The sequence below is a fragment of the Streptomyces sp. NPDC024698 genome, from assembly GCF_055559015.1.
This window is the reverse complement of sequence record NZ_JBVHLK010000002.1, coordinates 541337-566960: the sequence shown is the minus strand read 5'-3', so window position 1 is coordinate 566960 and position 25624 is coordinate 541337. Positions and strand designations below refer to the sequence as shown.

Sequence of the window (25624 nt, the reverse complement as noted above, 5' to 3'; positions counted from 1 at the left end):
CGGAAACGGCAGACGCCCCGGGCCTTGTCGGCCCGGGGCGCCTGGGAAGTCGCTTGTCAGTTGCTCAAGCGGCACGACCATGGCAGCCGGTGGGCCGGTTGCCATAGGTAAACAGGAAGGTCGTGTGCGTGAGCATGACGGCAGTATGCACGCCCGCGGCGGTGCCGGCCAAGGCGGTTCGGATGGTGAGACCGGCGTCCGGAACCCCGTGGGCGCCGGGCCCCCGCGGCCCTCGAAACCCCGTGGGGGCCGGGCCCGCCCCGGCCCCCGGTAGAATCGGCCGTACACACCCTTTTGCTCACCGCCGGAAGGCAGACCGTGCCAGAAGCGTCCCCCGCCGCCACCGACACCGTCCTGGTCGTCGACTTCGGTGCGCAGTACGCCCAGCTCATCGCCCGTCGCGTCCGTGAGGCCCGGGTCTACAGCGAGATCGTGCCGAGCACCATGCCCGTCCGGGAGATGCTCGCCAAGAACCCGGCCGCGATCATCCTCTCCGGCGGTCCCTCGTCGGTCTACGCGGAGGGCGCACCGCGCCTGGACCGCGAGCTCTTCGAGGCCGGAGTCCCCGTCTTCGGCATGTGCTACGGCTTCCAGCTGATGGCCACGACCCTCGGCGGCACGGTGGACAACACCGGCGCCCGCGAGTACGGCCGCACCCCGCTGCACGTCTCGAAGTCCGGCTCCACCCTGTTCGAGGGCACCCCGGACGAGCAGCCGGTGTGGATGTCGCACGGCGACGCCTGCTCCGCCGCCCCCGAGGGCTTCACCGTCACGGCCTCCACGGACGTCGTCCCCGTCGCCGCCTTCGAGAACGACGAGAAGAGGCTCTACGGCGTCCAGTACCACCCCGAGGTCATGCACTCCACGCACGGCCAGCAGGTCCTGGAGCACTTCCTGTACCGCGGCGCGGGTCTCACCCCGTCCTGGACGACCGGCAACGTCATCGACGAGCAGGTCGCCCTGATCCGCGAGCAGGTCGGCACCAAGCGCGCGATCTGCGGTCTGTCCGGCGGCGTGGACTCCGCGGTCGCCGCGGCCCTCGTGCAGAAGGCCATCGGCTCCCAGCTCACCTGTGTGTACGTCGATCACGGTCTGATGCGCCAGGGCGAGACCGAGCAGGTCGAGAAGGACTTCGTCGCCGCGACCGGTGTGCAGCTGAAGGTCGTGGACGCGGAGGAGCGCTTCCTCACCGCGCTCAAGGGCGTCTCGGACCCCGAGGAGAAGCGGAAGATCATCGGGCGCGAGTTCATCCGCGTCTTCGAGCAGGCCCAGGCGGAGATCATCGCCGAGGCCGCCGCGGGCGAGGACGTCGCGTTCCTGGTCCAGGGCACGCTCTACCCGGACGTGGTCGAGTCCGGCGGCGGTACCGGCACCGCGAACATCAAGTCCCACCACAACGTGGGCGGCCTCCCCGAGGACCTGGAGTTCCAGCTCGTCGAACCGCTGCGCAAGCTGTTCAAGGACGAGGTCCGCATGGTCGGCCAGGAGCTCGGCCTGCCTGAGGAGATCGTCCAGCGCCAGCCGTTCCCCGGCCCCGGCCTCGGCATCCGGATCGTCGGCGAGGTGAACAAGGAGCGTCTGGACCTGCTCCGCCAGGCCGACGCCATCGCCCGCGAGGAACTCACCGCCGCCGGTCTCGACCGCGAGATCTGGCAGTGCCCGGTGGTCCTGCTCGCGGACGTGCGCAGCGTGGGCGTGCAGGGCGACGGCCGGACCTACGGCCACCCGATCGTGCTCCGTCCGGTGTCCAGCGAGGACGCCATGACGGCCGACTGGTCGCGGCTGCCCTACGAGGTCCTCGCCAAGATCTCGACCCGCATCACGAACGAGGTCGCGGACGTCAACCGCGTCGTGCTCGACGTGACGAGCAAGCCCCCGGGCACCATCGAGTGGGAGTAGTCCCCGCGGGGGAGTGACCCTCCCCCTCAGGTCCGCTTGAGCGTGCGCACCGGCGCGCCGGGCTTCCAGACCTGGACGACGAGATACGTCTCGTCCTCGACATGGGTCCGCGTGACCTCCGTCAGTTCGGTGCGGAAGAGGTGGAACGGCTCCGGCGGTTCCACCTCTTTCACGTACGCGGCCTTGGCGGGGACGCCGTCACCGACCTCGACGGCCCGCCCGCCGATCCGCACGTCGCCGCCGCCCATGTCCGTGCCGGCCCCCGGATTCGCCTGGAGCGCGAAGCGCGGGTCGCGGCGCAGGTCGAGCACCTTGAGCGAGTCCGGCATCATGCCGAGCCACAGCTCGCCGTCCAGGAAGCGCACCTCGATCCCGGAGGTGCGCGGTGAGCCGTCCTTGCGCAGGGTCGCGAGGACGTGATGGGTGAAGGCGCCGAAGCGCTGTTCGACGGTGGCGGCGAAGGCCGGTTCCGCGGTGGAGAGAGCTGCCCAGTTCATGGCACCGAGTCTGGCGCCCATACCCGACATCTCCTGTCGGGTTTCGGCTGTGTCTCTCCTCCGTGTTCCGTCGCGGCTCTCTCCCGGCGGCCGGCTCCGGCTCTCGGCCGGCCGGATTTTTCTCTCCTGGAACACCCCTGTTCTCCTGCGCTGACCCCGGGTAACTTCCGCTCGTACCGACCACGCCAGTGCTGGAGGACAGATGCACGGGTCCACTCCGCCGCTGCCCCGCCCCACCGACCAGCTGCGCTTCGCCATGCCGCCGATGCACGAGTCGACGGACGACGAACGACGGCACCGCAAGGAGCGGCTCGCCGGTGCGCTGCGCCTGTTCGGACGGCTCGGCTTCGAGGACGGCGTCTCCGGGCACATCACCGCGCGCGACCCCGAGTACAGCGACTGCTTCTGGGTCAATCCCTTCGGCATGCCGTTCAAGCACGTCACCGTGGGCGACCTGGTCATGGCCAACCAGGAGGGCCAGGTGATCGAGGGCCGCTACCACGTCAACCAGGCGGCGTTCACCGTGCACTCCCAGGTCCACGCGGCCCGTCCCGACGTCGTCGCCGTCGCCCACTGCCACTCCGTGCACGGCCGCGCGCTCGCCGCCCTCGGCGACCTGCTCGACCCGATCACCCAGGAGAGCTGTGCCTTCTACGAGGACCACGCGCTGTACGACGCCTACACCGGAGTCGCCGTCGACGCCGAGGAGGGACGCAGGATCGCGTCCGCGCTGGGCAGCCGCAAGGCGCTGGTGCTGCGCAACCACGGACTGCTGACCGTCGGGGACTCGGTGGACGCGGCGGCCTGGTGGTTCCTGTCCATGGAGCGGTCGAGCCAGGTCCAGCTCACCGCGAAGGCCGCGGGCCGGCCCGTCCTCATCGACCACAAGCAGGCGGTCGCCACCCGCGAACAGCTCGGCGGCGACCTGGTGGCGTGGATCAACTACCAGCCCCTCTGGCAGGACGTCTGCCGCAGCGAACCGGACCTGCTCAGCTAGCGCCGCGACGCGTCTTCCAGGGATCCGCCCGGTCGGCGGGCAGTTGCCGGAATCCCTGGAGGACCGCCGCCTTCGTCAGGGCGAACTCCTCGTCCGTCAGGACGCCGTCACGGTGCAGCTCGCCCAACTCCCGCAGCCGGCGCAGCAGTACGTCGTGATGGTCGGACCCCGACGGCACCGGCCGGGGCCGCTCCGTGTGCGCTCCGCCGCGGGTGGAGGGATGCGGCAGCCGCGCCGTGACCGCCGTGGCGACCAGCGCGGTGAGCAGGTCGCGGCGGGTACTGCCCCACAGATCGAGGGTGTACGGGTCCTTCTCGGGCGGCAGCTTGGAGAAAACGGCCTCACCCGTCACGAAACGCAGGAAACCGTCACCGTAGCCGGAGTTGGGCACCCATTCGACCTGGACCAGATCGCCCAGGTCGATGATCCGCGGGCCCGTCGCCCGTTTGACCCGGTCCGAGGTGTCCGCCCAGTCGATCCGCACCCGCGTCCCGTCGAAGGAGACCGTGCCGTCGCTGGAGCGCACGGACACCGGGACCGGCGGCCCCATGAGCAGATACGCCGTCGCCGGTTCCTTGGGGACCCGGTCCAGGAGCAGCGCGCGGCGGATCTCCTCGGCCAGGTACGCGGCCACCCCGGAACGGTCGGTGTCGACCGACAGGCTGTAGGGGTCCGCCGCTTCGGGCAGCCGGCCCCCGGTCGCCTGGAGCAGCGGGTCCGCACCCTCGCGCAGCCGCAACCGCAGCCGGCCGCGCCTGCGTTCGGGTTCGTGCACGACGCCCGCCACCGCCTCCAGCGGAACGGAGACCTCCCCGTACGTCTGCCGGAACAGCGGCACGCTGCGGTGCAGTCCCGGCGTGATCCTGACCGTGCTGCCGTCGAAGTCCCAGCCGCCGTCGCGCTGGATGATCTCGGCCATGGACGAATTGTCGCAGCCGGGTCAACAACGGGGCATCCGTTTTCGCGCGCGCCGAGCGACCTGTGGCGTGCGCCCGCTGTTCCGTACGGCACAATTCGCTCTCGTCACCGGAGAGTTGCCGGGTGGGGGCGCGGCGGCCGGAGATTCGTGACATTCCGGCTCTACGGAGCTATTTCTGGCGCGGGAAGGCGGCAGCGGGCGTGGCGGTGCAGGAGACGGGACACGGTGCCGGGCCGGGGGGCGTGGCGGGTGCCGGGCGGAGCGGTGGCCCGGGCGGCGGGTCCGGCCGAGGCTTCGGTGCGGAACCGGGCGGGGGATCGGGCGTGCACGAGGGCGGCTGTACGTGCGGGGACTGTCCGCACGGGGCGCGTACGGGGCACCGGCGCGCCGTCGCCGCGTTCCTCGCCCAACGTGACGCGCTGGCGTCCGGGCGGGGGCTGCCCGCCGGGGTCGCGCACTCCGCCTCGGCCTCCCGGCAGTGGGTGTCCGACGAGCTCACCCAGTCCGCGGACCTGGTCGCCGAGCGCGGCCGTCTGGAGGGCGAGGCATGGCTGGGCCGCCTGTGGCGGTACACCGCGTACACCGTCTGGGCCGCCGTCGTCGTCCTTCTGCTCGTGCAGTCGCTCACCGCGATCGGGGCGGGCTGGACGGCGGCGCGGACGGCGGGGCTGCTCGCCGCGGTCGTCCTGGCCGGACTGCTGAGCGGGGCGGCCTGGCTGCACCGGGCGCGGGGCGGGGCCCTGGCGCCGGTCATCGGCGAGGACAACCGGCTCTCCACCTCCCGCGCGGTGGCCGCCGGCTGGGTGCTGCTCGTGGTGTACGCGGTGCTCGTGCTGGTGGGACAGCTGGCGGCGGCCTCGGCGCACGGCCGCCGGGACGAGCTGATCGCCGGGCTCGAACTGGACCGGGCCGCCGGTGTCGTGACCGTCGTCGCCGTGGTGTGCGGGGTCGCGGTGCTGGTGCGGCGGGTGGTCGGGCTGCGGGTGCTGGGGCAGCGGCTCCAGAAGCTCCGCGCGGACCGGCCGCGGGCCGCGGACCTGCTGACCGACGACTCCGGCCGGGGGGCGTTCGCCGACATCCAGTACGTCGTGATCAGCGGGGTCGCCCTGGTCTTCGCGGCGGTGCGGCTGGCCAGGCGGCCGTCGCAGCTGCCCGATCTTCCGTGGGGGCTGGCCCTGCTGGTGCTGGTGTCGGCCGCGACCTATCTCGCGGGGAAGTACGCCGAGGGCGGGCGGCCGGTGATCCTTTCCGTGGTCAGGTCCCGTGAGGCCGGCGATCTGGACGCGCCGATCCGCACCGGGGACGACATCGAGATCCGGGGTGCCGGATTCGTGCCGCCGGGGGCGCGGACCGCGGACCGGCTGTCGCGGATGGTCGTGCGGATCGGGCCGGTCCACGTGCATGTGCCGCTGGTGCCGGTGTCCGGGGGGTTCAGCAATCCCACGGACGCGGTGCTGACGGTGCCGGTGCCGGTGGACGTGGAGCCGGGGCGGGTGGAGGTCCAGGTGATCACGGCGGCAGGCGCGGAGACGAACCGCTACGAGATCGACGTGACGGACTGAGACAGCTCGCCTCCGGCGTGAGACCGGTTCGGTGGGTGGGTCCGGCCCGTCCCTCACGCCGGATTCCGGCTGATTTCAGCCCCTCCGGCGTTTGAGGAGCGGGGGTGCGGGGGCGGCGCCCCCGGTTCGGGTCGGGTAGGGGCGGAGGGGGCGAAAGAAGGTTGTGGTCGGGGGACCGGGGTCGCGGGGCGGAAAAAGGTTCCGAGGGGTGAGTCAGGGAACTGATTCGTACGTATGGTCTGTTGAGTGGTCAACGGCACGCGGGTGAGAGGTGGCGGAGAGCGATGACTCACGGGATGCGGACGGATACTCACACCCAGTATCTGGAGGAACGAGGCGGCTGGCGGGAGACCGCCACGCGCTACTCCCTGCTACCACTCCGGATCTTCCTGGGCGTCACCTTCATCTACGCCGGCCTGGACAAACTCACGAACAGCGCCTTCATGAAGGCCTCAGGCTCGGGTTCGATCGGCGACATGATGCGCACGGTGCGTGACTCCTCCGCGATACCGGCCCTCGTGGACCTGTCCCTGAAGAGCCCCGTCGGCTTCGGCTACGCCATCGCCTTCGGTGAACTCGCCGTCGGGATCGGCACCTTGATAGGCCTGCTGGCCCGCCTCGCCGCGCTCGGCGGCGCGCTCATATCGCTCAGCCTGTGGCTGACGGTGAGCTGGGCCTCCGACCCGTACTACTACGGCAACGACCTTCCGTACCTGTTCCTCTGGACCCCGCTCCTGCTGGCCGGGGCGTCCTACTGGTCGCTGGACGCGGTGATCAAACGACGGCGTCAGCAACGGAGCGCCTACTGACGCTCCGTGCCGCCGCCTTCTAGGAGTTCACGCCCCGCGTCCCGCGGCGTCTGCGGACGGCGTGGTTGACGGAGGCCACGGCGCCCGCGAGGCACAGGCCGATGAGGACGAGGGGGACGACGGCGAACCACGGGGTCTCCCACCAGCCGCCCGCGTCCCCGGCGTAGGCGATGCCCGCGGCGGTGAGGAAGAGGCCCGCCACCAGCTTTCCCGGCTGGAACTCATGACGCGGCACGGGCCACCTCCGCCTGTCCGACGCCGACCTGGAGATCGAGGTCCAGGATGCCGCCCTTCGTGCCGACCGTCGCCGGCGGCAGGGTCGCCTTTTCGTGCTTGCCCGGTTGCACGTCCACGTCCTTCTTGTCGTCACTCGGCAGTTGAATGTCCCCGACGCCCACCTCGACGGTGAGCCGCACGGTCACGTCCCTGGGGACGATCACCTTCAGCCGGCCCGCTCCCACCTGGGCGCCGGTCTTCAGCGTCTGTCCCCCGGCGAGGTCGACCCGGCTGAGGTCGAGCGTGCCCACTCCTGTGCCCAGTTCGTAGCGCGGCCGTACGTCGGCCACGGCCGCCGGGGTCCAGTTCGTCCGCACCCAGTGCGTGTCGATGTCCTTGGGCAGAGCCGCCGAGGCCGCGAGGAGGCCGGCCGTGATCACCGCGAGGAAGACCGTTCCCGCGCCCGTGCGGCCCCGGAGGGAACTCACGGCGATGCCCAGGCCGAACACGATGAGCGCCGCGGCGAGTCCGGCCTGGAGGCTGGTGCCGAGCGCCCGGTCGTGCCAGTGCAGCCCCGTCGTCAGGCCGCCCGCGAGGAGCGCGAGCAGGAAGATCCGGCCGCCGATGGGACGGGGTCCGCGCGGCCCGCGGTCCCGTTCCGTGCGCGGATCGGGACGGGAGGTGCCGCGGGCGATGTTCAGCGCGGCCGCCACATCACGGTCCCGGGTCTCCACCGGGCCCCACATGTATCCCGTGCCGCCGACGTGCGAACCGTCCTTGACGATCGGGTCGCGCCACCAGGAGGGATAGGAGTCGGGGGCGGGCGGGGCCTTCGCCTCCGGCGGGGCGTCGGCGGCGGCCTGCGCGGCAAGGGGATCGGGGTCCGCGGCACCGCGGTTCTGCGACCAGTAGCCCGCGCCCGCCAGCAGCAGGGACAGGACGACGGCGAACGTCAGCACGCTGCCGTTCCTCAGCATGGACAGGAACACCCCGCAGCCCACCAGCGCGAACAGCACGGCGGTCAGCGCGGGGCCGTCGACCCGGCCGGTGAGCAGCTTGCGGACCTCGTTCTCCTCCTCGTCGTCGTACGGGACGAAGAGCCAGGCGAAGCCGTAGAAGATGAGGCCGATGCCCCCGGTCGCGGAGAGCACCGCGAGCACGATCCGGAAGATCACCGGGTCCATGTCGCACTGCCGGCCGAGCCCGGCGCACACCCCGCCGAGCACCTTCTGCCGGCGGTCGCGCCGGAACCTGCCCGGCCCCCCGGAGGAGACGTCGGCGCCGGAGCCCGCGGGCCGTGCCGCGGCCGCTTCCCCGTGAGCGCGCGGCTCGCCGCCCGCGACGGTGCCGGGGTCCGGCTCCGCCGCCGCGTGCTGCTGATCTGTCATGCGTCCATGGTGACGGGCGGGACGGCGCGGCGGCAGCCGGGATGACCCTGGCCGAACCCTGATATCCGCCCGGAGGGGGGCGGGAGAGGCTGTTCTAACGCCGGTTCCTGAAGATCAGGGGAGTCTCGGGGGCCGACCCTGATGCTCCGGTCCGCCGGGCGTGTGACCATCGATGGCATGCCGGAAGCCGTAGTCATGCCCGTCGACGACCCGCGGCCCCCGCGCAAGCTCTACCGCAGCAGCGACGGACGCTGGCTCGGGGGCGTGGCGCGAGGGCTCGCCGGGCATCTCGGGCTGCCCGTGGTCTGGGTGCGGCTGGTGTTCGCCGGGCTGTTCATGGCGGACGGGCTCGGCGCGCTGCTCTACGCGGCCTTCTGGTTCTTCGTGCCGCTCGGCGTCGGCGGCGTCGTCTCCGGCCGCACACCGGCGTTCACCACCGAGACCTCGCCCGACGGCCGGCGCAGACTGGTGGCCCGCAAGCCGGACAAGGGCCAGATCGTCGCCCTTCTCCTCATGGTCGTCGTGGCCATGGTCTTCGTCGGCAACGTGAACCTCGGCGGCGGCACGAAGGCGTATCTGTGGCCGACGGTCCTCGTCGGCGCGGGCGTCGCCCTGGTCTGGCGCCAGGCGGACAACGCCCGGCGGGCCCGCTGGGCGGAGGTCGGCCGCCGCCGCCGTACGCTCACGCTGCTGCGGTCCGCCGCGGGCGTGCTGCTCGTCACCGCCGGCGTCTCCGGGATCTTCGTCCTCCAGGGCTCCGCGGCCCACCTCGGCTCGGTGCTCCAGGCGGCGCTCGCGGTCCTCGTCGGCATCGCGCTGCTCGCCGGCCCGTATCTGATCCGGATGACCCAGGACCTCTCCGAGGAGCGCCTGATGCGTATCCGGGCCCAGGAGCGGGCCGAAGTCGCCGCCCACGTCCACGACTCGGTGCTGCACACCCTGACCCTGATCCAGCGCAACGCGGAGAACGCGAACGAGGTGCGGCGCCTCGCCCGCGCGCAGGAACGCGACCTGCGGGCCTGGCTCTACAAACCGGACGGCAGCGGCAAGGACGAGGACGAGGAGCCCGACACCCTCGCCGAGGCCGTCCGCGGCCACGCCGCCGAGGTCGAGGACAAGCACGGCGTGCCCATCGAGGTCGTCGTCGTGGGCGACTGCCCGCTCGACGACCGGCTGACCGCGCAGATGCAGGCGGCGAGGGAAGCCATGGTGAACGCGGCCAAGTACGGTGGCGAGGGCGGCGCGGTGCAGGTCTACGCCGAGGTCGAGGGAAGGACGGTCTTCGTGTCCGTCCGCGACCGCGGCCCCGGCTTCGACCTCGACGCGATACCCGCCGACCGCATGGGCGTCAGAGAATCGATCATCGGCCGTATGGAGCGCAACGGCGGCACGGCGCGGCTACGCGCGGTGCCGGACGGCGGCACGGAGGTCGAGCTGGAGATGGAGAGGGCGGAGAAAACGTCATGAGCGACACGAACGAGCCTGTGGAGTCCGGCGGTTCGGCCGCGGAGGCCCCTGGCGCCGCCGCATCCGCGGGTGCCGCCGCCGAGGGCGGGCGCCGGGTGCGCGTGGTGCTCGTCGACGACCACCGCATGTTCCGTACGGGGGTGCAGGCCGAGATCGGCGAGACCGCGCGGACCGGCGTCGAGGTGGTCGGCGAGGCCGCGGACGTCGACCAGGCGGTCACGGTCATCACGGCCACCCGCCCCGAGGTCGTCCTCCTGGACGTCCACCTTCCCGGCGGCGGCGGGGTCGAAGTGCTGCGCCGCTGTGCCCCGTTGATGGCCGACGCCGAGCGGCCGGTCCGCTTCCTCGCGCTGTCCGTGTCGGACGCCGCGGAGGACGTGATCGGGGTGATCCGCGGCGGCGCCAGGGGGTACGTGACCAAGACGATCACCGGCACGGATCTCGTGGACTCGGTCTTCCGCGTCCAGGACGGCGACGCGGTCTTCTCCCCGCGCCTCGCCGGATTCGTGCTCGACGCCTTCGCCTCCACCGACGCCCCGCCCGTCGACGAGGACATGGACCGCCTCACCCAGCGCGAACGCGAGGTCCTGCGCCTCATCGCCCGGGGGTACGCGTACAAGGAGATCGCCAAGCAGCTGTTCATCTCCGTCAAGACGGTCGAGTCGCACGTCTCGGCGGTCCTGCGCAAGCTCCAGCTCTCCAACCGCCACGAACTGACCCGCTGGGCGACGGCGAGGCGCCTGGTCTGACCCGGCCGACCCGGTGACCGCCCGGACCGCGGACCGCGCGATCACGCGACCCGGGCCGCCCCCGCGAAGGGCATCTCGCTGATCGGGGCCAGCCGCACGGGCGCCGACGGATTCGGGGCGTGGATCATCTGGCCGTTGCCGACGTAGATGCCCACGTGCGTGACGCCCGAGTAGAAGAACACCAGGTCGCCCGGCTGGAGTTGGGAGAGGGTGACCCGCTGGCCCGCGTTGATCTGCGCATAGGTGGTCCGGGGCAGGGAGATGCCCGCGGAGCGGTACGCGGCCTGGGCGAGCCCGGAGCAGTCGAAGGCGTCGGGGCCGGTGGCGCCCCAGACGTAGGGGCTGCCGAGCTTGGAGTAGGCGTAGGCGACGGCGGCCGCCGCGCGGGAGTTGGGCGCCGCCACCCCGGAGCCGGCCGCGGAGCCACCGGACGCGCCGGACGAGGCGACCGGCGCGGGATCGCGGGCCGCGTCGCGCGAGACGTGCTGCTGGTCGTCCGCGCCCCCGCGCTCCGCGTACTGCGCGCGCTGCCGGGGAGCGAGGCGGTCGAGCAACTGGCGTGCCGCAGTGAGCTTTTCGTTGATCGTCTTCTTCTGCCGCTTCAGCTCGGTCTGCCGTGAGGTGAGCGCGGCCAGCTGGATGTGCGCCGCACCGCGCAACTGCTCCAGCTCGCGCAACTGCTTGCGCACCCCGGTGATCTCCGCCGACTGCCGGGAGCCGACCCGCTCGGCGAACGCGGCCCCCTCCAGATACTGATCCGGGTGGTCGGAGAGGGCGAGTTGCACCACGGGGTCGAGTCCACCGCTGCGGTACTGCGCCGCCGCCATCGAACCCAGCGCGTCCCGGGCCGAGTTGAGCTTGTCCTCCCGGCGGGCCGCCTCGTCGCGGAGCTTGCGCAGGTTCGCCTCCGCCTCGCCGGCCTTCTCCTTGGCGCCGTCGTACTTCTGGGTGGCGGCCTCCGCCTCCACGTACAGCTTGTCGACCTGGGCCTTCACCTGTGCCGGGGTGAGCTGGGGGTCGGCGTGCCCGACTCCGTCGAAGCCGGTGGCCGTCGCCGCGCCCGCGAGGGCGATGGTGGCTGCCGTGCGGGCCGTGTTTCCGCCGATCGAGCGCTGTTTGGCCTTGCGGTGCGCTGCCACGAGGGCCCACATCCTTCCGTGCGACCGCCCCTGAGGTGCGGTCTTGCGGTGACATGTCCGGCGGCGGCTCACAGGGGGAGCGGCCGCCGCCGGACCTTCTCGGCGGTGGTGTCCGACTGCCGTCCCTGGCCCGGACGGTGGTGGGGAGCCGGCCACCTGGTGGAGGACGCTAAACCTGCGCGTGCGCCGTTGGTAACGCTATGTACGGAACTATTGCGTTTGGATCGCTGAGTGACCGTATGAAGGCGATTTATCGGCCACGTGACGCCGAGTCGACGCGGGGTGATGACCGAAGCGGTGCATCGCGTGGAGTCCGTGCGATACCGGTGCTACGGGTGACGCGCGACGGCCGCGAGGAGAGGGAGGGGTGCCGGGGGCCGGAGAGGAGAGGGCGCCCCGGCGGGCGACGGCGGCCGGGAGGGCGGGCCCGGCCGGAAGGGCGTGAAGGGGCGGCCCCGTCGGCAGGGGCTGAAGGGGCGGCCCCGTGTCGGGGGCGTGAAAGGGGGCGATTAGGCTCCGGCCCCATGGGCGTACTCATCCACCTCTTCGTCGGCCTGCACATCATCGGCATCGCCGCGCTCCTCGGCGGCTTCTTCACCCAGATGAAGGCGATGGGCAACGGCACCGCCCGCTTCGTCCCGGCGATGCTGCACGGCGCGCTGACCATGCTGGTGACCGGAGTCGCCCTGGTCGGGCTCAACCAGGCCGACGGCAACACGGTCAACACCGTCAAGGTCGGCGTCAAACTGGCCCTGCTGATCGTGATCCTCGGGCTCGTCTACGTGAAGCGGGACGACGAGACGGTGGACAAGCGTCTCTTCGGCCTGGTCGGCCTGCTGACCGTCACGAACATCTTCATCGCCGTCCTGTGGACCTGATCGCCGGCCTCCGTACCTGATCGCCGGCCTCCGTACCTGATCGCCGGCCTCCGTACCTGATCAGCGCCCTCGCTCCCGCACGGTGGAGCGGAAGGCGAGGGCGGTGCCCACGGCCGCCGCGAGCCACGCCGCCACCGCGATCCACAGCAGCACCTGTCCCGGCCCCCTGAGCCGGAAGACGTCGAGGGCGTCCGCGACCGCGAGGGCCGCCACCGCCGTCATCCCCATCGGGAAGACGGTCGACCACCGCCGTACGTCGTAGCGCCGGCGTGGCCACACCACCTCCGCGACGGCCAGCAGGACGTAGCAGACGAGGTCGAGCGCCAGCAGCGCGCCGGTCGTGGCGCGCAGGACGCCCTGGTCGTCGTTGTTCCACAGATACGGATTCACGTGGTGCGCCGCGACGAGTCCCGCCCCGGCCAGCGCCGAGATGCCCAGCGCGCCGGCCGCCACCCAGTGGTCCCCTGCCCCCTTCCTCACCTCCTCCAGGTCGAAGGAGGCGAACGAGAGCACGTAGAGCACGGTCCCCACCCAGAACAGCGTCATCGCGGCATGGGCGAGCCAGTCCGAGCCCGCCTCGGTGGCGATCGCCGACCCGAGGACCGAGAGCCCCTGCGTGGCCACGCAGACGAGGAACACCTCTCCGGCCATACGGCGCCGCCAGTGCCGCAGGACGGCCAGGAGCAGCACCGGCCACAGGACGGCCGACAGCGCGAGCAGGACTTCGGCGAGCCCCCGCCACCCCAGCGCCGAGAACCGGGTGCCGAGCACGGTGGTCGCCGCGACCGCGTCGAGCCCGGCCGGCGTCGCGGCCCGCCGCGCCCACTGCCGCCGGTCGCCCAGCAGCCGGGCGAGGAAGTCCGAGGCGAGCGCCGCCCAGGCGAGCGAGGCGAGGACCAGCGCGATCCGGGACAGGGCCTCGTGGCCGGTCAGACGCAGGCCGATCGAGAGGATGCCGGTGGCCATCACGGCGGCCCCGGCGGCGGGCGCCCAGCCCACCCACCAGGCGCGGAGCGGAATGGTGTCCGGCATGTCCGGTGTGTCTGGCATGCGTCGATGCTAGGGATCCGCGGAGCGGTTGCGGGTGGGCCACGCGCGGGCGGCGGCGAAAACGCGGGGCGGGCGCACGGGGATCGGTGAGCCCGCGCGCACGCCCCGCGGCAAGGGCGTCCGTGCTCCGGTCTACGCCGGGCGCACCACGCTGTGGATCGCCGACGTGCCGTCGTAGTAGATCGACTCCTCGCGGACGTACGCCCCCGGCTTCGGCGCGTGGATCATCATCCCGTCGCCGATGTAGAGGCCGACGTGGCTGATGTCGTCGTAGAAGAAGACGAGGTCGCCGGGCCGGGCGTCGGCGAGGGGGACCGTCGTGCCGGCGTTCACCTGGTCGTAGGTGACGCGCGGGAGGCTGACGCCCGCGGCCTTCCAGGCGGCCTGGGTCAGACCCGAGCAGTCGTAGGAACCGGGGCCGGTGGCGCCCCAGACGTACGGCTTGCCGATCTGCGCGCGGGCGAACGCGAGCGCGTCGGCGGCCTTCGCCGTGTACGAGGGGTCCGTGCCGGTCGACCCGGACGCCGAGCCCGCCGTCGAGCCGGACCCGGACCCGGACGCGGAGCCGCTGGAGGTGCCCGACGGCTGCGGCTGTGCCGCCTTCGCCGCGGCCGCCTGCTGCCGGGCCAGCTCCGCCGCCTTGGCCGCGGCCTGCTCCCGCTTCTTCTTCTCGATCGCCGCCAGCCGCGCCTTCTCCGCGGTGTTCAGCTTCGAGAGCAGGTCACGGGCTTCGGAGAGCTTGCGCTGCACGGTGGCCTTGGACGTCTTGAGCGCCCGCTGCGAGGCGGTCAGCGACTCCAGGCTCTCGGTGGCCTCCGACCGCTTCTTGGTGGTGGCGGCCTGTTCCGTGATGTAGTCGTCGACGGAAGCCTTCTGGCGGGTCGTCAGACGGCTCATCAACTGCGTCTGGTCGAAGTAGTCCTGGGGGTTGTCCGCCAGGAGCAGGGTCGCGGTGCCGGGCGCGGCGGCCCCCGTGCGGTACTGCGCCGCCGCGAACGAACCCAGCTTCTCGCGAGCGGTGTTGAGCTTCTCGGTGCGCCGGGCGACGTCGTCGAGCAGGGTGTCGACGCGCTTGCGCTGCTCGGCGGTCTTCTCCCGGGTCGCGTTGTACTTGTCCGTGGCCGTCTCGGCCTGGTGGTAGAGGTCGTCGACCTTCTTCGAGACCGCCTCGATGCTGGGCCTGGGTTCGGCCGCGGGAGCCGCTGCGGCCGTCTGGGAGAGCAGGGCCACGGAGGTGAGGGCCGCGGTGGCCAGGACCGGGGTCCGTATGCCGGAGATGCGCGCACCCGTGGGGCGCGCCTTGCGGTGTGACGCCAAGAGAGGCGACTCCTTCCGTCGTCCGCCTGCCGAGTTAGCTGTCGGGTTCGGGCGGGTTGATCCGGAAGGTTTCCCTACGGTCCGTGCCCCACAAGGCGGTTGGACCGATTCACCCCTAAGTCGGTGGGTCCCCGGCTCCGGTGGCCTCGCGGCGTACCGGATTAGGCGGAGGCCGCCCGGCCCGGCGATGTTCGCCGGTGGTGGTCGAGCGGCGTTCCGGCACGCTAGCCAACCGGCGTGGCCCGTGTGAAGGTTGATGTGCGATATGTCCGATACATTTTCGTGACCTCGCGCGGACCCGCCGCCCCGCGGCGACGGAAGCGGGAGCGGCCCCTCGCCCGACGTGTCCGGCCGGACGCTTTCGGTGAAGGTGTCCCGCGTCACGACTTCCGGTGGAGTTCCCGAGGTGGCGGCGGGTTGTCGGTGGGGCGGCCTAGACTCGGAGAGCGATGAGCAGCCTCTTTGACGACAGCTTCCTGGCGGACCTCAAGCCCTCCGCGGCCCACGAGGACGAGCACCCGCCGCCGCCCGAGGACGATCACGTACCGGAACCGGTTCCGGACGATCTGTTCGGCGGGAAGTTCGACGCGCCGCCGACCCGTGACACGTACTACCGCGACGGCGCGCCCAGGCCCGCCGTGGACCCCGCGGCCCTGCTGGACGGACTGAACGAGAACCAGCGCGCGGCCGTGGTGCACTCCGGCTCCCCGCTGCTCATCGTGGCCGGCGCCGGCTCCGGCAAGACCCGCGTGCTCACGCACCGGATCGCGCATCTGCTCGGCGAGCGGAACGTCCACCCCGGCCAGATCCTCGCGATCACCTTCACGAACAAGGCCGCGGGCGAGATGAAGGAGCGCGTCGAGGCGCTCGTGGGCCCGCGCGCCAACGCGATGTGGGTGATGACCTTCCACAGCGCCTGTGTGCGCATCCTGCGCCGCGAGAGCAAGACGCTCGGTTTCACCTCGTCGTTCTCGATCTACGACGCCGCGGACTCCAAGCGTCTGATGGCGCTCGTCTGCCGTGATCTCGACCTCGACCCCAAGCGCTTCCCGCCGAAGTCCTTCAGCGCCAAGATCTCGAACCTGAAGAACGAGCTGATCGACGAGGAGGACTTCGCGGCGCAGGCAACCGACGGTTTCGAGAAGACCCTCGCCCAGGCGTACGCGATGTACCAGTCGAGACTGCGCGAGGCCAACGCGCTCGACTTCGACGACCTGATCATGACCACGGTCAACCTGCTGCGCGCCTTCCCGGACGTCGCCGAGCACTACCGCCGCCGCTTCCGGCACGTCATGGTCGACGAGTACCAGGACACCAACCACGCGCAGTACGCGCTCGTCCGTGAACTCGTGGGGACCTCCGAGCACCCCGTGGACGTACCGCCCAGCGCGTACGACCTGCCTCCGGCCGAGCTGTGCGTGGTGGGTGACGCGGACCAGTCGATCTACGCCTTCCGCGGCGCGACGATCCGCAACATCCTCCAGTTCGAGGAGGACTACCCGAACGCGACGACGATCCTCCTGGAGCAGAACTACCGCTCCACCCAGACGATCCTGTCCGCCGCCAACGCGGTCATCGAGCGCAACGAGTCCCGCCGTCCCAAGAACCTGTGGACCAACGCCGGCGCGGGCTCGAACATCACGGGTTACGTCGCGGACACCGAGCACGACGAGGCCCAGTTCGTCGCCGACGAGATAGACCGTCTCACCGACGCCGGCGAGGCGCGGGCCGGCGACGTCGCGGTCTTCTACCGCACGAACGCGCAGTCCCGTGTCTTCGAAGAGGTCTTCATCCGCGTCGGCCTGCCGTACAAGGTCGTCGGCGGTGTCCGCTTCTACGAGCGCAAGGAGGTCCGGGACGTCCTGGCGTACCTCAGGGTGCTGGCCAACCCCGAGGACTCGGTCCCGATGCGCCGCATCCTGAACGTGCCCAAGCGCGGCATCGGCGACCGCGCCGAGGCGATGATCGACGCTCTGTCGCAGCGCGAGAAGATCAGCTTCCCGCAGGCGCTGCGCCGCGTCGACGAGGCCTACGGCATGGCCGCGCGCTCCACCAACGCGGTCAAGCGGTTCAACACGCTCATGGAGGAGCTCCGTACGATCGTCGAGTCCGGCGCGGGCCCGGCCACCATTTTGGAGGCCGTCCTCGAACGCACCGGCTATCTCGCCGAGTTGCAGGCCTCGACCGACCCGCAGGACGAGACCCGGATCGAGAACCTCCAGGAACTCGCCGCCGTGGCCCTGGAGTTCGAGCAGGAGACCGGTGAGGACGAGACCCCGGCCGGACTCTCCGCGTTCCTGGAGCGGGTCGCGCTCGTCGCCGACTCCGACCAGATCCCGGACGAGGAGGACGGCAACGGCGTCATCACCCTGATGACCCTGCACACCGCCAAGGGCCTCGAATTCCCCGTGGTCTTCCTGACCGGTATGGAGGACGGCGTCTTCCCGCACATGCGCGCGCTCGGACAGGTCAAGGAGCTGGAGGAGGAGCGGCGCCTGGCGTACGTGGGCATCACGCGTGCTCGGGAGCGGCTCTACCTCACCCGGTCCTCGATGCGCAGCGCGTGGGGACAGCCCTCGTACAACCCGCCCTCCCGCTTCCTGGAGGAGATCCCGGCGACCCATCTGGACTGGAAGCGCACGGGGGCGACCGCGCCCATGCCGGCCGGTCCCGTCTCCGGTGTCGCCGCCTCCCTCTCGTCCTCGCGTGCGCGGTCCGCGGCCTCGGGTGCCTCCGGGTTCGCCACCCGCCGCGGCGCCGCCGAGAAGCCGGTGGTCTCACTGTCCGTCGGGGACCGGGTCACGCACGACCAGTTCGGCCTCGGCACCGTCGTCGGGGTGAAGGGGACGGGCGCGAACGCGGAGGCGACGGTCGACTTCGGAGAGCCCAAGCCGAAGCGGCTGCTGCTGCGGTACGCGCCCGTGGAGAAGCTGTAGTCCGCGCGAGCGGGCCCGGGATCTGATCGCGGGATCCCCGGCCGTCCGATGACGGCCGGGGCGCGCGGTCACGCGCCGGCCGGGCGGTCACCGACTCCCCGGACGGGGGCCGCTGTTACGTGGGATCCAGACCGTGGCTGCGCAGCCACGGCAGCGGGTCGATCGCCGCGCCGCCGGCCGGGCGGACCTCGAAGTGCAGGTGCGGGCCGGTCGAGTTGCCGGAGTTCCCGGAGAAGGCGATCTGGTCACCGGCCTTGACGGTGGTGCCGGAGGGGACCTTGTACGTCGAGAGGTGGCAGTACCACGTCTCGGTGCCGTCCATCGCGGTCACGATCATCATGTTGCCGTACGCGCTGTTCCACTGCGTCCGCACGGTCCCGTCGATCGCGGACATCACCGGCGTCCCGTACGAGACGGGGAAGTCGATGCCCGTGTGCACGGACATCCAGTTGACGCCGGCCTGGCCGAAGTAGGCGCTCAGGCCCCGCTGCGTCACGGGAAGGACGAACTTCGGACGCAGCCGCTCCTTGCGGGCCGCCGCCTCCGCCGCCTTCTTCCTCTCCGTCGCCTGCTGGGCCTTGAGGTCGATGCGTTCCTGCGTGCGGCTCGCCCGGTCGGCGAAGTCGTCCGCGCCCGCGGACAGACTCTGGAGCTGGGTGTCCAGTTTGATGTTGGCGGCCGACGGCTTCACCGAGGTCGCGTCGGGGGCGCTGGCCGTCGTGTCCTTCGCGTCGCTTCCTCCGAGGCCGCCGACCCCGCCCACGGAGGCGGCGGCGATCCCCGCGACCCCCATCACGCAGGCCGAGGGCACCGCGACGGTCAGCAGCGCGGAACGCTTGGCGGGGCTGCGGCGCCGGGAGCGGGAAGCGGCACGGCCCGCGGGATGCCGGACCGGGGCGATCTCCTCCTGGTCCTCCAGCAGAGGCCGCTCGCGTCCCTCGTCGTAGGGGTCGCGGCCGTCGTCGTATCCGTTGTCGGGGCCGTCCGTGCCCGTGAAGTCCTCGGCCGCGTCGAACTCGTCCTGCTGCGAGGCGTGGTCGCCGTGGACCGCCTGGTCGAAGGTCGCGGTCGCCTGCTGGTCGAAGGGGACCGGGTCCGCCGCGTCCGTGTACGTCATGTCGAGCTGGGTGAGCTCATGGCCGTACGGCTCGGACTCCGCCCGCGGCTGTTCGTACGACTCGGCCGGCTGGTGCTCGTAGGCCTGGTAGGCGTCCTGGCCCCCGGCGCCGTTCCACTGCGTGGCGTCGTACGCGCCCGTGTCCTGCGTCGGCACGGTCCACTGCTGGGTCCCGTCGAGCGGCTGGTCCGGCTGGGTCCAGGCGTTCGCGTCCCACTGGCCCGAGGCGTCGGGGCCCGGGTGCTGGGCGGGGACGTCGGCGAGCTGCTGGTAGCCGTCGGTCCAGGCCGTCGTGTCGTGGGCGCCGGTGTCGTAGCCGGTGTGCCGGCCCGCGTACGGGTCGTAGCCCATCGGCTGCTGGACCCCGGCGTTCCACTGCGTGGCGTCGTACGAGCCGGTGCCCGCCCCGCCCGGCATGGTGCCGAAGAGCGGGTCGCCCGCGAAGTCGGAGGTGGGGTAGCCGCCCGCCGCGGCCGTGTTCGCGCCCGAGTCGGAAGGAGCGGCGGCGTAGTCGCCGTACGCGGTGAAGTCACCGTACTGGGCTTCGTGCGCGCCATAGGGCCCGTAGAGCGCCGAGGCGGCGTCGGAAGCCGGAGCCGGGGGAGTCGCGATCCCCGACGGGTGACGGTCGTTCACCAACTTCTCTTTCGCCTCGACAACAGGGGCTGGCAGAGCAGTGCGGCGACTGTACCCGGCGGTATGCGCGCGCGACAATCTTCGGCAGGTTTCCCCGTCGCAGGAAACGGGCATTCGGCCGTGTTTCGGGGGAGCGCGGGCAAGGCCTTGGCCTGGCGTTCGATAAGTGTTCGAGATTTCCGGTCGGTGCAAGGGCCGTCGGGCGGCCGTCAGCCCTCCCGACGGCCACCCTCGGGCCGGTCCGCGGTGCCCCTGGTACCACCGTGGGGCCTGGCGCCCTTCACGCCACCGTGAGGCCGCCGGTCCTGGCCACGGCGCGGGGCCCCGACATCTCGATGTCGAGTGCCTGCCGGATTCCGGTCGCCACGGCCGGATGCACCGGAAGCGCGAGATGGCCGACACCGCTCACCCGGACGTTCTGCGCCAGCAGGTCGGGATGCTCGACGCAGGCGGTCTCCAGCGGGTCCATCAGATGGTCGAGGTCGCTCCAGAAGCTGACGAACTGCGTGCGGCAGCCCGGCGCTGGACCGGTCAGTTCCTCGATCACCGCGGAACCGGGGCGCATCTGGCGCACGATCGGGTGCGCGTTCATCAGCGGCGCGACGCGGGTGCCTGAGTGCGGGGTGCCGAGCGTGACGAGGGTGCGGACATGGATGTCGCCGCCCAGGCACTGAACGTAGTAGCGCGCGATCAGTCCGCCGAGGCTGTGCCCGACGATGTCCACCCGGTCGTGGCCCGTGCGCTCGCAGATCTCCTCGATGTGCCGGCCCAGCAGCTCCGCCGCCGTACGGATGTCGCACGTCAGCGGTGAGTAGTTCAGGGACTCGATGTGCTGTCTGCCGTGCTGCGCGAGGTTGCGGCGCAGCAGCAGGAACACGGAGCGGTTGTCGATGAAGCCGTGCAGGAGGACCACCGGGGGCTTGGACTCGGTGGGCAGCCGGTCGGCGGCCTCGGGCCCGGGAAGCGGGTGTCCGGTGCGGCGTTCCTGGGTGATGCCGGAGGGATACAGGAGGAGGTGCCCGGCGAGGATCGCCAGCTCCAGGGCCGTCGCCTTCAGCAGGGCCACCGAGAGCCCCGCCAGTTTCGTCGGGAACAGGCGCTGGCACAGGGGCAGAAGGGGCGACGCAGCCTCAGTGACCTTCATGGCCGACCTCCAGTCGGCACGCGGGAGGACCACTCCGTCCCCCGTGTGCCCTAGTGGAAAGCCGTGAGGTCGGCGACGACGGCGGCCGACGGCGCGTCCGCGGTGGGTGAGACCGGTGACGCTGCGGAGTGCTCGGCCGAAGGATGCGGAAGACGACGCCGACCCCGGCTCCCCGACCGTCTGCCGCGCCGACTGCGGCGGCCTCGTGTCGTGGCGTGGAGTCGCCCTCGCGTTCCCCTGGTCCTCTGGCCCGGCCTCGCTCCCCGCTGTCGTGCCGTCGTCGATGTGCCCCCGCACCCCGCCGTCCCGCTGACGACGCGATGGTGAGGCCACCTGGTCGCGGCTCTTCTTGCGCCTGCTCCGGCCGTGGCCCGTACGCCGCAGGTCCCTGTGGCGCCAGTGCCGCGATACGGAACCGTGCGCGGCGAACTTGTCCCAGTGTGTGATTTCCCCCTCGGTCTCCACCGCGAAACTGCCGGTTGCGGGATGCTGGCGATAACGTTCGTTCACTTCCCGGACCGAAAGGGCCCGGGACGCGTGTGCCGCTTGGCGCGATCGATGATCCGGAGCGATCCGGAGTGGCGAGCGGAAAACTGAGCGATATGTGTCGATGGTCAGTACTCGACACGGTCGGTGGGCGCCCGTTGGTGACGACGGGTAGTCGCATAGGGTCGATCGGTGCATCATCGATCGGCCACCGACCGTGGGCGGCCGACTGTCGGCCGCCGGCCGCCGTCCGTGGTGGCCGGCGCAGGCGTGTGCCGGCAGTCCTCGCCGGTGCAGGGTGTGAGGTAGTCCGTTCATGGAGGCAGTGATGGGTGTGGCAGCCGGTCCGATCCGCGTGGTGGTGGCCAAGCCGGGGCTCGACGGCCACGATCGTGGGGCCAAGGTGATCGCGCGTGCGCTGCGCGACGCCGGTATGGAGGTCATCTACACCGGGCTGCATCAGACCCCCGAGCAGATCGTCGACACCGCGATCCAGGAGGACGCCGACGCGATCGGCCTGTCCATCCTGTCCGGTGCGCACAACACGCTCTTCGCGGCCGTCATCGCCCTCCTCAAGGAGCGCGAGGCCGAGGACATCAAGGTCTTCGGCGGTGGCATCATCCCCGAGGCGGACATCGCCCCGCTCAAGGAGAAGGGCGTCGCGGAGATCTTCACCCCGGGCGCAACGACGGTGTCCATCGTGGACTGGGTCCGCGCGAACGTCCGCCAGCCGGCCGGCGCCTGACCGTCCGGGCGTCCGCGCCGTCCGGGCGTCCGCTCCGTCGGGCGTGAATCGCGGGGAGCCTCGGCCACCCGTGACCGCCGGACGCGTCGCCGTCATCCGGGCTCACGGCCCTTCCGGCCCCTGGCCTCTCGGGGGCACGCGGGGTGCGAGGGGCGCGTGGAGCGTGCGGGGGCGCTCGGCGTTCCTCGGGGGCTCCTTTCGATCCCGAGCGGCGGAATCCGGGGCGGGCCGGGACTCCGGGCCCCTGAACGCAGCGACCCCTGAACGCCGCGAGGCGGGGCAGGAGACGGGCCGGGGCGGAATCCGGCTCGGCCGGGAACGGGCGGGCGTGAGGTGATGGACGGCGGTCATGGCGCGGTGAGCTCGGCGGACATGGTCGCTCTCAGCCGCAGCGTCGTCACGAGCCGCTGGAAGGCCTCAGCCCAGTAGTCACCGGCACCCGGCGCCGCGTGCTCCGACTCGTCGGGCACCGAGGTGAGACCTTCGAGCCGCCCGGCCTCCGCGGGGTCGAGACAGCGCTCGGCCAGCCCCATCACCCCGCTGAAGCTCCACGGATAGCTTCCGGCGTCCCGCGCGATGTCGAGCGCGTCGACCACCGCCCGCCCCAGGCTCCCCGACCACGGCACCGCGCACACCCCGAGCAGCTGGAACGCCTCGGACAGCCCGTGCGTACCGATGAACCCGGCCACCCACTCCGCCCGCTCCCCGGCGTCCAGCGTGGCGAGCAGCTTGGCCCGCTCGGCCAGGGACACCGCCCCCGGCCCCCCGGCCTCCGGAGCGGAGGGCGACCCGAGGAGCGCCCTCGACCACGCGGGATCGCGCTGCCGTACCGCCGCCCGGCACCAGGCCGCATGCAGCTCGGCCTGCCAGCCGTCCGCCACGGCCAGCGCCACCATCTCCTCCGGCGAACGCCCCCCGAGCCGGTCCCGCCAGGTCCCGAGCGGCGCTGCCTCCACCAACTGGCCCAGCCACCAGGACCGTTCACCCCGGCCGGCCGGTGGTTTCGGCACCACCCCGTCCCGTTCCATCGCCGCGTCGCACTCGTGCGGCGCCTCGACGGTGATCACCGGTGTCCTCTGTGTACGGTCCACGGCCACACAGGTGACGGCCCTGGCCGCCATCCTCGCGGCGAGCGCGGACCCCGGCAGGGCGGAGAGCAGCTCGGCCGCCGTGGCCCGTACGTTGCGGCTGCGGTCGGCCAGGGCCCGCTCCAGGAACGCCTCGTCCTCGGCGCACAGCCCGGACCGCAGCAGGTCGAGGAACATCAGCCGGTCCTCGGCACGCTCCGTCGCCCAGGTCGCGACGAGCAACTCCCGCCCGGCGGAAGGATCCTTGGCCCGGACCGCCGCCAGCAGGGCGACCCGCTCCGCGAACAGGCCCTCCTGCCAGAGCCGTTGGATGTGAACGGCGTCCTCCGGCAGCGCGGCCGCCCCTCCCGACGAGGAACGCAGCGCGAACCGCCACTCCGGGTTCAGCCGGGCCAGCCACAGGGCCCGCGGCCCGGCGAAGGCGAGTGCCGCGGGCCGCAGGTCCGTACGCCCACGGGCCGCGTCGAGGAGCGCCGGAAGGGTCTGCGGGGGTGCGCCGAAACCGCGGGTGTTCGCCAGGGCGAGCCACTGGGGCAGCAGTTCCATGAGGTCGGGCGCCGCGCCTCTGCGGCCGCCGCCGCCCGCGCCGGGGCGGTCCGCCAGCAGCGTCGCCAGCCGCCGGGCCGCGGCGGGCGGCAGTGCGGGGCGCGGGTCCGGCGCCGCGGGCTCGGGCCGTTCCGCCGCCCGCGCCGGCCGGATTCCGGCCCGTCGCCGTACGGTCTCCACGGCGGCCGCGTCCAGCAGCGCCAGGGGGGCCTGCCGCCCAGGGTGCTGTTCCGGGAGCGCCCGTCGGTCGGTGCCGAGGAGCGCCACGGTGACGAGTTCCTCCCAGGAACCACCGGCGGGCGCGCCGGCCGGAGCCGGAGCCGGACCCGAGGCCGTGGTCGAGGCGGGGCTGGGGGTCGGGTTCATGAGCGTCCTTTCTGCGCGGAGGGCATGGGCTTCAGTGGTGTCCTGCGGCCGGCCGCGGGGCTGTGGGCCTGGGTGACGAGAGTGGCGAAGGCGGGGGTGGGGTGAGAGTGGTGCTCCCGGCGTACCCGGCACACTCGGTGGGCGTGGCGAAGCCGGCGGGTGGCGCTCTCGGCGCGCTCGTCGTACCCGGCGTACTCGGTGGGCGTGGTGAGTTCGGTGGGCGGGACGGTGGCGGGGGAGTCGCTGGGGCCGGTGACGGGCTCGGTCAGCACAGGGGCACCGCCTCGCCCTCGCCCTCCGGCCACGCCGTCAGGGGAGTGAACCCGCGGTGTCCGCACTCCCCGAAGACCGTCACCGGCGCGCCGCCGGACAGGGCGACCAGCCGCCACAGTTCGGGGCGTGCCCGCGAGGAAGGACTGAGCGGCAGGGCCAACTCGCCATCCATGTCGGCCAGTTGCCATGAGTCGCCGTCCGGGGTCGGCACGACCCGGTCCAGGGTGACCGGACAGGAGTCCAGCCAGGGGTCCTCGCGCAGGGCCTCTCCGTAACGGGCGGCGGCCTGGGTGGTGGTCAGCCCCGTCGGCCGTACCGCCGCGGGCGCCGGGGCGGTGAACCATTCGCCCAGCGCCGACCGCAGTTGACCGGCTCCCGGGTACGCGGACAGTTCCGCCTCGAAGGCCAGCCCGACCGGAAGCGCCAGTTCGGGTGCCCGGCCCGCCGCGCCGTAGGAGAGGAGCAGGGCGGTTCGGCCCGACTCGGCGCCGTACAGCCAGATCCTGCGGGTCGTGAGCCGGGCGTCCGCCGTGTCGTACTGAGCGAGCACCAGCCAGCGGTCCCGCAGCGGCGGGCCGTCCGCGGAGCCGGGCAGCCCGACACGGGAACGGACCGTCGCGGCCACACTGTCCGGCAGTCGCTCGCGCCGCAGCCAGCCCTGGTCGAGGAGATGCAGCAGCGCACACTCCTCCAGCAACCGCACGGGCCAGCCCGGACCCGAGGACGGGATCGCCCCCAACTCCCGTACCCGCGAGGCCAGGCCGGGGGCCTGGGCGTCGACCATCCGGGCCGCCGTCTCCTCCCACATGCCGTACCCCGCCCGCTCGGCGGAGGCGAGACCGCCGCGCAGCAGGTCCGCGAGCCGCTGCTCCAACTCCGCCGCCCCCGCGGTGATCCGCTCCGCCCTCCGCTCGGCCCTGCGTCGCGCCGCCTCGGGATCAGCCGTCGAGGAAGCTCCAGATCCCCCGCCCGCCGCGTGCCTCTCCTCCGCGCGCCTGCGTCGTGCCTCCAGCCACTGGGCGGCCCAGTCCGGCGCCTGCCCGGCCGGCACCGCCCCGTCCCCGCCCGCCCAGAGCAGCAACAGCCCCAGCGCGTGCTTGCACGGGAACTTCCGGCTCGGGCAACTGCACTTGTAAGCAGGACCCGCAGAGTCCGCGATGTCCGCGACCGTCTGATACGGCTTGCTGCCACTTCCCCTGCACAGTCCCCATACCGTCCCCTCCTCGGTAGTGCCCGCCCCCGACCATGGTCCGGCCGCGCCGAGCTTGCTCCCCGCCTTGCGTGACGCGACGTCAGGCGCCAGTGCCAGCACCTGATCCGCCGTCCAGCGCACCGCCTGCTGTGTCATGCCATCGAAGGTAGATCCCGCCACTGACAATCGACCGTCGCGAACGCATTTG

Annotated in this window: 21 protein-coding genes and 1 riboswitch; of the genes, 9 read left to right on the top strand and 12 right to left on the bottom strand. The window is 72.2% G+C overall.

Features of this window, described 5'->3' with window-relative positions; all coding sequences use genetic code 11:
- The first annotated feature begins 318 nt into the window (after positions 1-318).
- Entirely contained in the window at positions 319-1899 is a 1581-nt protein-coding gene (guaA, locus tag ACZ4AA_RS06955; protein ID WP_467596645.1) for a glutamine-hydrolyzing GMP synthase, read from the top strand.
- A 26-nt stretch (positions 1900-1925) separates the two neighbouring features.
- On the opposite strand, the gene ACZ4AA_RS06950 is transcribed toward guaA, so the two are convergent.
- Positions 1926-2396 (bottom strand): pyridoxamine 5'-phosphate oxidase family protein, encoded by a 471-nt coding sequence (locus ACZ4AA_RS06950; protein WP_467596642.1) that lies wholly within the window; start codon positions 2394-2396, stop codon positions 1926-1928.
- Between the two features lie 202 nt (positions 2397-2598).
- Between ACZ4AA_RS06950 and ACZ4AA_RS06945 the strand changes: the two genes are divergently transcribed.
- Positions 2599-3393 carry a class II aldolase/adducin family protein gene (locus ACZ4AA_RS06945; protein ID WP_467596637.1) on the top strand — a complete coding sequence of 265 codons (795 nt, stop codon included), beginning with the start codon at positions 2599-2601 and terminating at the stop codon, positions 3391-3393.
- On the opposite strand, the gene ACZ4AA_RS06940 is transcribed toward ACZ4AA_RS06945, so the two are convergent.
- Entirely contained in the window at positions 3386-4312 is a 927-nt protein-coding gene (locus ACZ4AA_RS06940) for a DUF4429 domain-containing protein (RefSeq protein WP_467596634.1), read from the bottom strand. The genes ACZ4AA_RS06945 and ACZ4AA_RS06940 overlap by 8 nt on opposite strands.
- A 323-nt stretch (positions 4313-4635) precedes the next feature.
- Between ACZ4AA_RS06940 and ACZ4AA_RS06935 the strand changes: the two genes are divergently transcribed.
- Together ACZ4AA_RS06935 and ACZ4AA_RS06930 are read left to right on the top strand one after the other, a co-directional pair.
- The gene (locus ACZ4AA_RS06935; protein ID WP_467596631.1) at positions 4636-5874 is read left to right on the top strand and encodes a hypothetical protein; all 1239 of its coding nucleotides are present in this window, start codon (positions 4636-4638) and stop codon (positions 5872-5874) included.
- 284 nt (positions 5875-6158) lie between these two features.
- Positions 6159-6683, top strand: a complete 525-nt coding sequence (locus ACZ4AA_RS06930) for a DoxX family protein (RefSeq protein WP_467596628.1) — start codon at positions 6159-6161, stop codon at positions 6681-6683.
- A gap of 19 nt (positions 6684-6702) precedes the next feature.
- Here ACZ4AA_RS06930 and ACZ4AA_RS06925 read toward each other — a convergent pair whose 3' ends face one another.
- Both ACZ4AA_RS06925 and ACZ4AA_RS06920 read right to left on the bottom strand, forming a co-directional pair.
- Positions 6703-6918 carry a hypothetical protein gene (locus ACZ4AA_RS06925; protein ID WP_467596625.1) on the bottom strand — a complete coding sequence of 72 codons (216 nt, stop codon included), beginning with the start codon at positions 6916-6918 and terminating at the stop codon, positions 6703-6705.
- Positions 6905-8287, bottom strand: a complete 1383-nt coding sequence (locus ACZ4AA_RS06920) for a PspC domain-containing protein (protein ID WP_467596622.1) — start codon at positions 8285-8287, stop codon at positions 6905-6907. Before ACZ4AA_RS06920 ends, ACZ4AA_RS06925 begins: the two co-directional genes overlap by 14 nt.
- 177 nt (positions 8288-8464) lie before the next feature.
- On the opposite strand from ACZ4AA_RS06920, the gene ACZ4AA_RS06915 reads away from it, so the two are divergent.
- Together ACZ4AA_RS06915 and ACZ4AA_RS06910 are read left to right on the top strand one after the other, a co-directional pair.
- Entirely contained in the window at positions 8465-9754 is a 1290-nt protein-coding gene (locus ACZ4AA_RS06915) for an ATP-binding protein (protein ID WP_467596619.1), read from the top strand.
- Positions 9751-10503, top strand: a complete 753-nt coding sequence (locus ACZ4AA_RS06910) for a LuxR C-terminal-related transcriptional regulator (protein WP_467596617.1) — start codon at positions 9751-9753, stop codon at positions 10501-10503. The genes ACZ4AA_RS06915 and ACZ4AA_RS06910 overlap by 4 nt, the downstream gene beginning before the upstream one ends.
- Positions 10504-10544: 41 nt before the next feature.
- Here the strand turns inward: ACZ4AA_RS06910 and ACZ4AA_RS06905 are convergent, their stop codons facing one another.
- Entirely contained in the window at positions 10545-11642 is a 1098-nt protein-coding gene (locus ACZ4AA_RS06905) for a C40 family peptidase (RefSeq protein WP_467596614.1), read from the bottom strand.
- A 524-nt stretch (positions 11643-12166) separates the two neighbouring features.
- Here ACZ4AA_RS06905 and ACZ4AA_RS06900 point away from each other — a divergent pair.
- Positions 12167-12520 (top strand): hypothetical protein, encoded by a 354-nt coding sequence (locus ACZ4AA_RS06900; protein ID WP_467596611.1) that lies wholly within the window; start codon positions 12167-12169, stop codon positions 12518-12520.
- Positions 12521-12580: 60 nt separating this feature from the next.
- Here ACZ4AA_RS06900 and ACZ4AA_RS06895 read toward each other — a convergent pair whose 3' ends face one another.
- Both ACZ4AA_RS06895 and ACZ4AA_RS06890 read right to left on the bottom strand, forming a co-directional pair.
- Positions 12581-13570, bottom strand: a complete 990-nt coding sequence (locus tag ACZ4AA_RS06895; RefSeq protein WP_467596608.1) for a tellurite resistance/C4-dicarboxylate transporter family protein — start codon at positions 13568-13570, stop codon at positions 12581-12583.
- 132 nt (positions 13571-13702) lie between these two features.
- On the bottom strand, positions 13703-14887 hold the full coding sequence (locus ACZ4AA_RS06890) for a C40 family peptidase (RefSeq protein WP_467596605.1): 1185 nt from the start codon (positions 14885-14887) through the stop codon (positions 13703-13705).
- An 8-nt stretch (positions 14888-14895) separates the two neighbouring features.
- Positions 14896-15065: riboswitch (cyclic di-AMP (ydaO/yuaA leader) on the bottom strand.
- 271 nt (positions 15066-15336) lie between these two features.
- On the opposite strand from ACZ4AA_RS06890, the gene pcrA reads away from it, so the two are divergent.
- Positions 15337-17823, top strand: a complete 2487-nt coding sequence (pcrA, locus tag ACZ4AA_RS06885; RefSeq protein WP_467596601.1) for a DNA helicase PcrA — start codon at positions 15337-15339, stop codon at positions 17821-17823.
- Between the two features lie 115 nt (positions 17824-17938).
- On the opposite strand, the gene ACZ4AA_RS06880 is transcribed toward pcrA, so the two are convergent.
- Positions 17939-19576, bottom strand: a complete 1638-nt coding sequence (locus ACZ4AA_RS06880; RefSeq protein WP_467596598.1) for a M23 family metallopeptidase — start codon at positions 19574-19576, stop codon at positions 17939-17941.
- Between the two features lie 280 nt (positions 19577-19856).
- Entirely contained in the window at positions 19857-20720 is an 864-nt protein-coding gene (locus ACZ4AA_RS06875) for an esterase/lipase family protein (RefSeq protein ID WP_467596595.1), read from the bottom strand.
- 814 nt (positions 20721-21534) lie between these two features.
- On the opposite strand from ACZ4AA_RS06875, the gene ACZ4AA_RS06870 reads away from it, so the two are divergent.
- Positions 21535-21951, top strand: coding sequence for a cobalamin B12-binding domain-containing protein (locus ACZ4AA_RS06870; RefSeq protein WP_037626795.1), 417 nt, complete (start codon positions 21535-21537; stop codon positions 21949-21951).
- 347 nt (positions 21952-22298) lie between these two features.
- Here ACZ4AA_RS06870 and ACZ4AA_RS06865 read toward each other — a convergent pair whose 3' ends face one another.
- From ACZ4AA_RS06865 to ACZ4AA_RS06855, 3 genes are read right to left on the bottom strand one after another with little or no spacing between them, the layout of a single operon-like run.
- A complete protein-coding gene (locus ACZ4AA_RS06865; RefSeq protein WP_467596592.1) occupies positions 22299-23951 on the bottom strand; it encodes a DUF5691 domain-containing protein in 1653 nt (550 codons plus the stop codon).
- A complete protein-coding gene (locus tag ACZ4AA_RS06860) occupies positions 23948-24223 on the bottom strand; it encodes a hypothetical protein (RefSeq protein WP_467596589.1) in 276 nt (91 codons plus the stop codon). The genes ACZ4AA_RS06865 and ACZ4AA_RS06860 overlap by 4 nt, the downstream gene beginning before the upstream one ends.
- On the bottom strand, positions 24217-25572 hold the full coding sequence (locus ACZ4AA_RS06855; RefSeq protein WP_467596584.1) for an SWIM zinc finger family protein: 1356 nt from the start codon (positions 25570-25572) through the stop codon (positions 24217-24219). Before ACZ4AA_RS06855 ends, ACZ4AA_RS06860 begins: the two co-directional genes overlap by 7 nt.
- Positions 25573-25624: the final 52 nt, after the last annotated feature.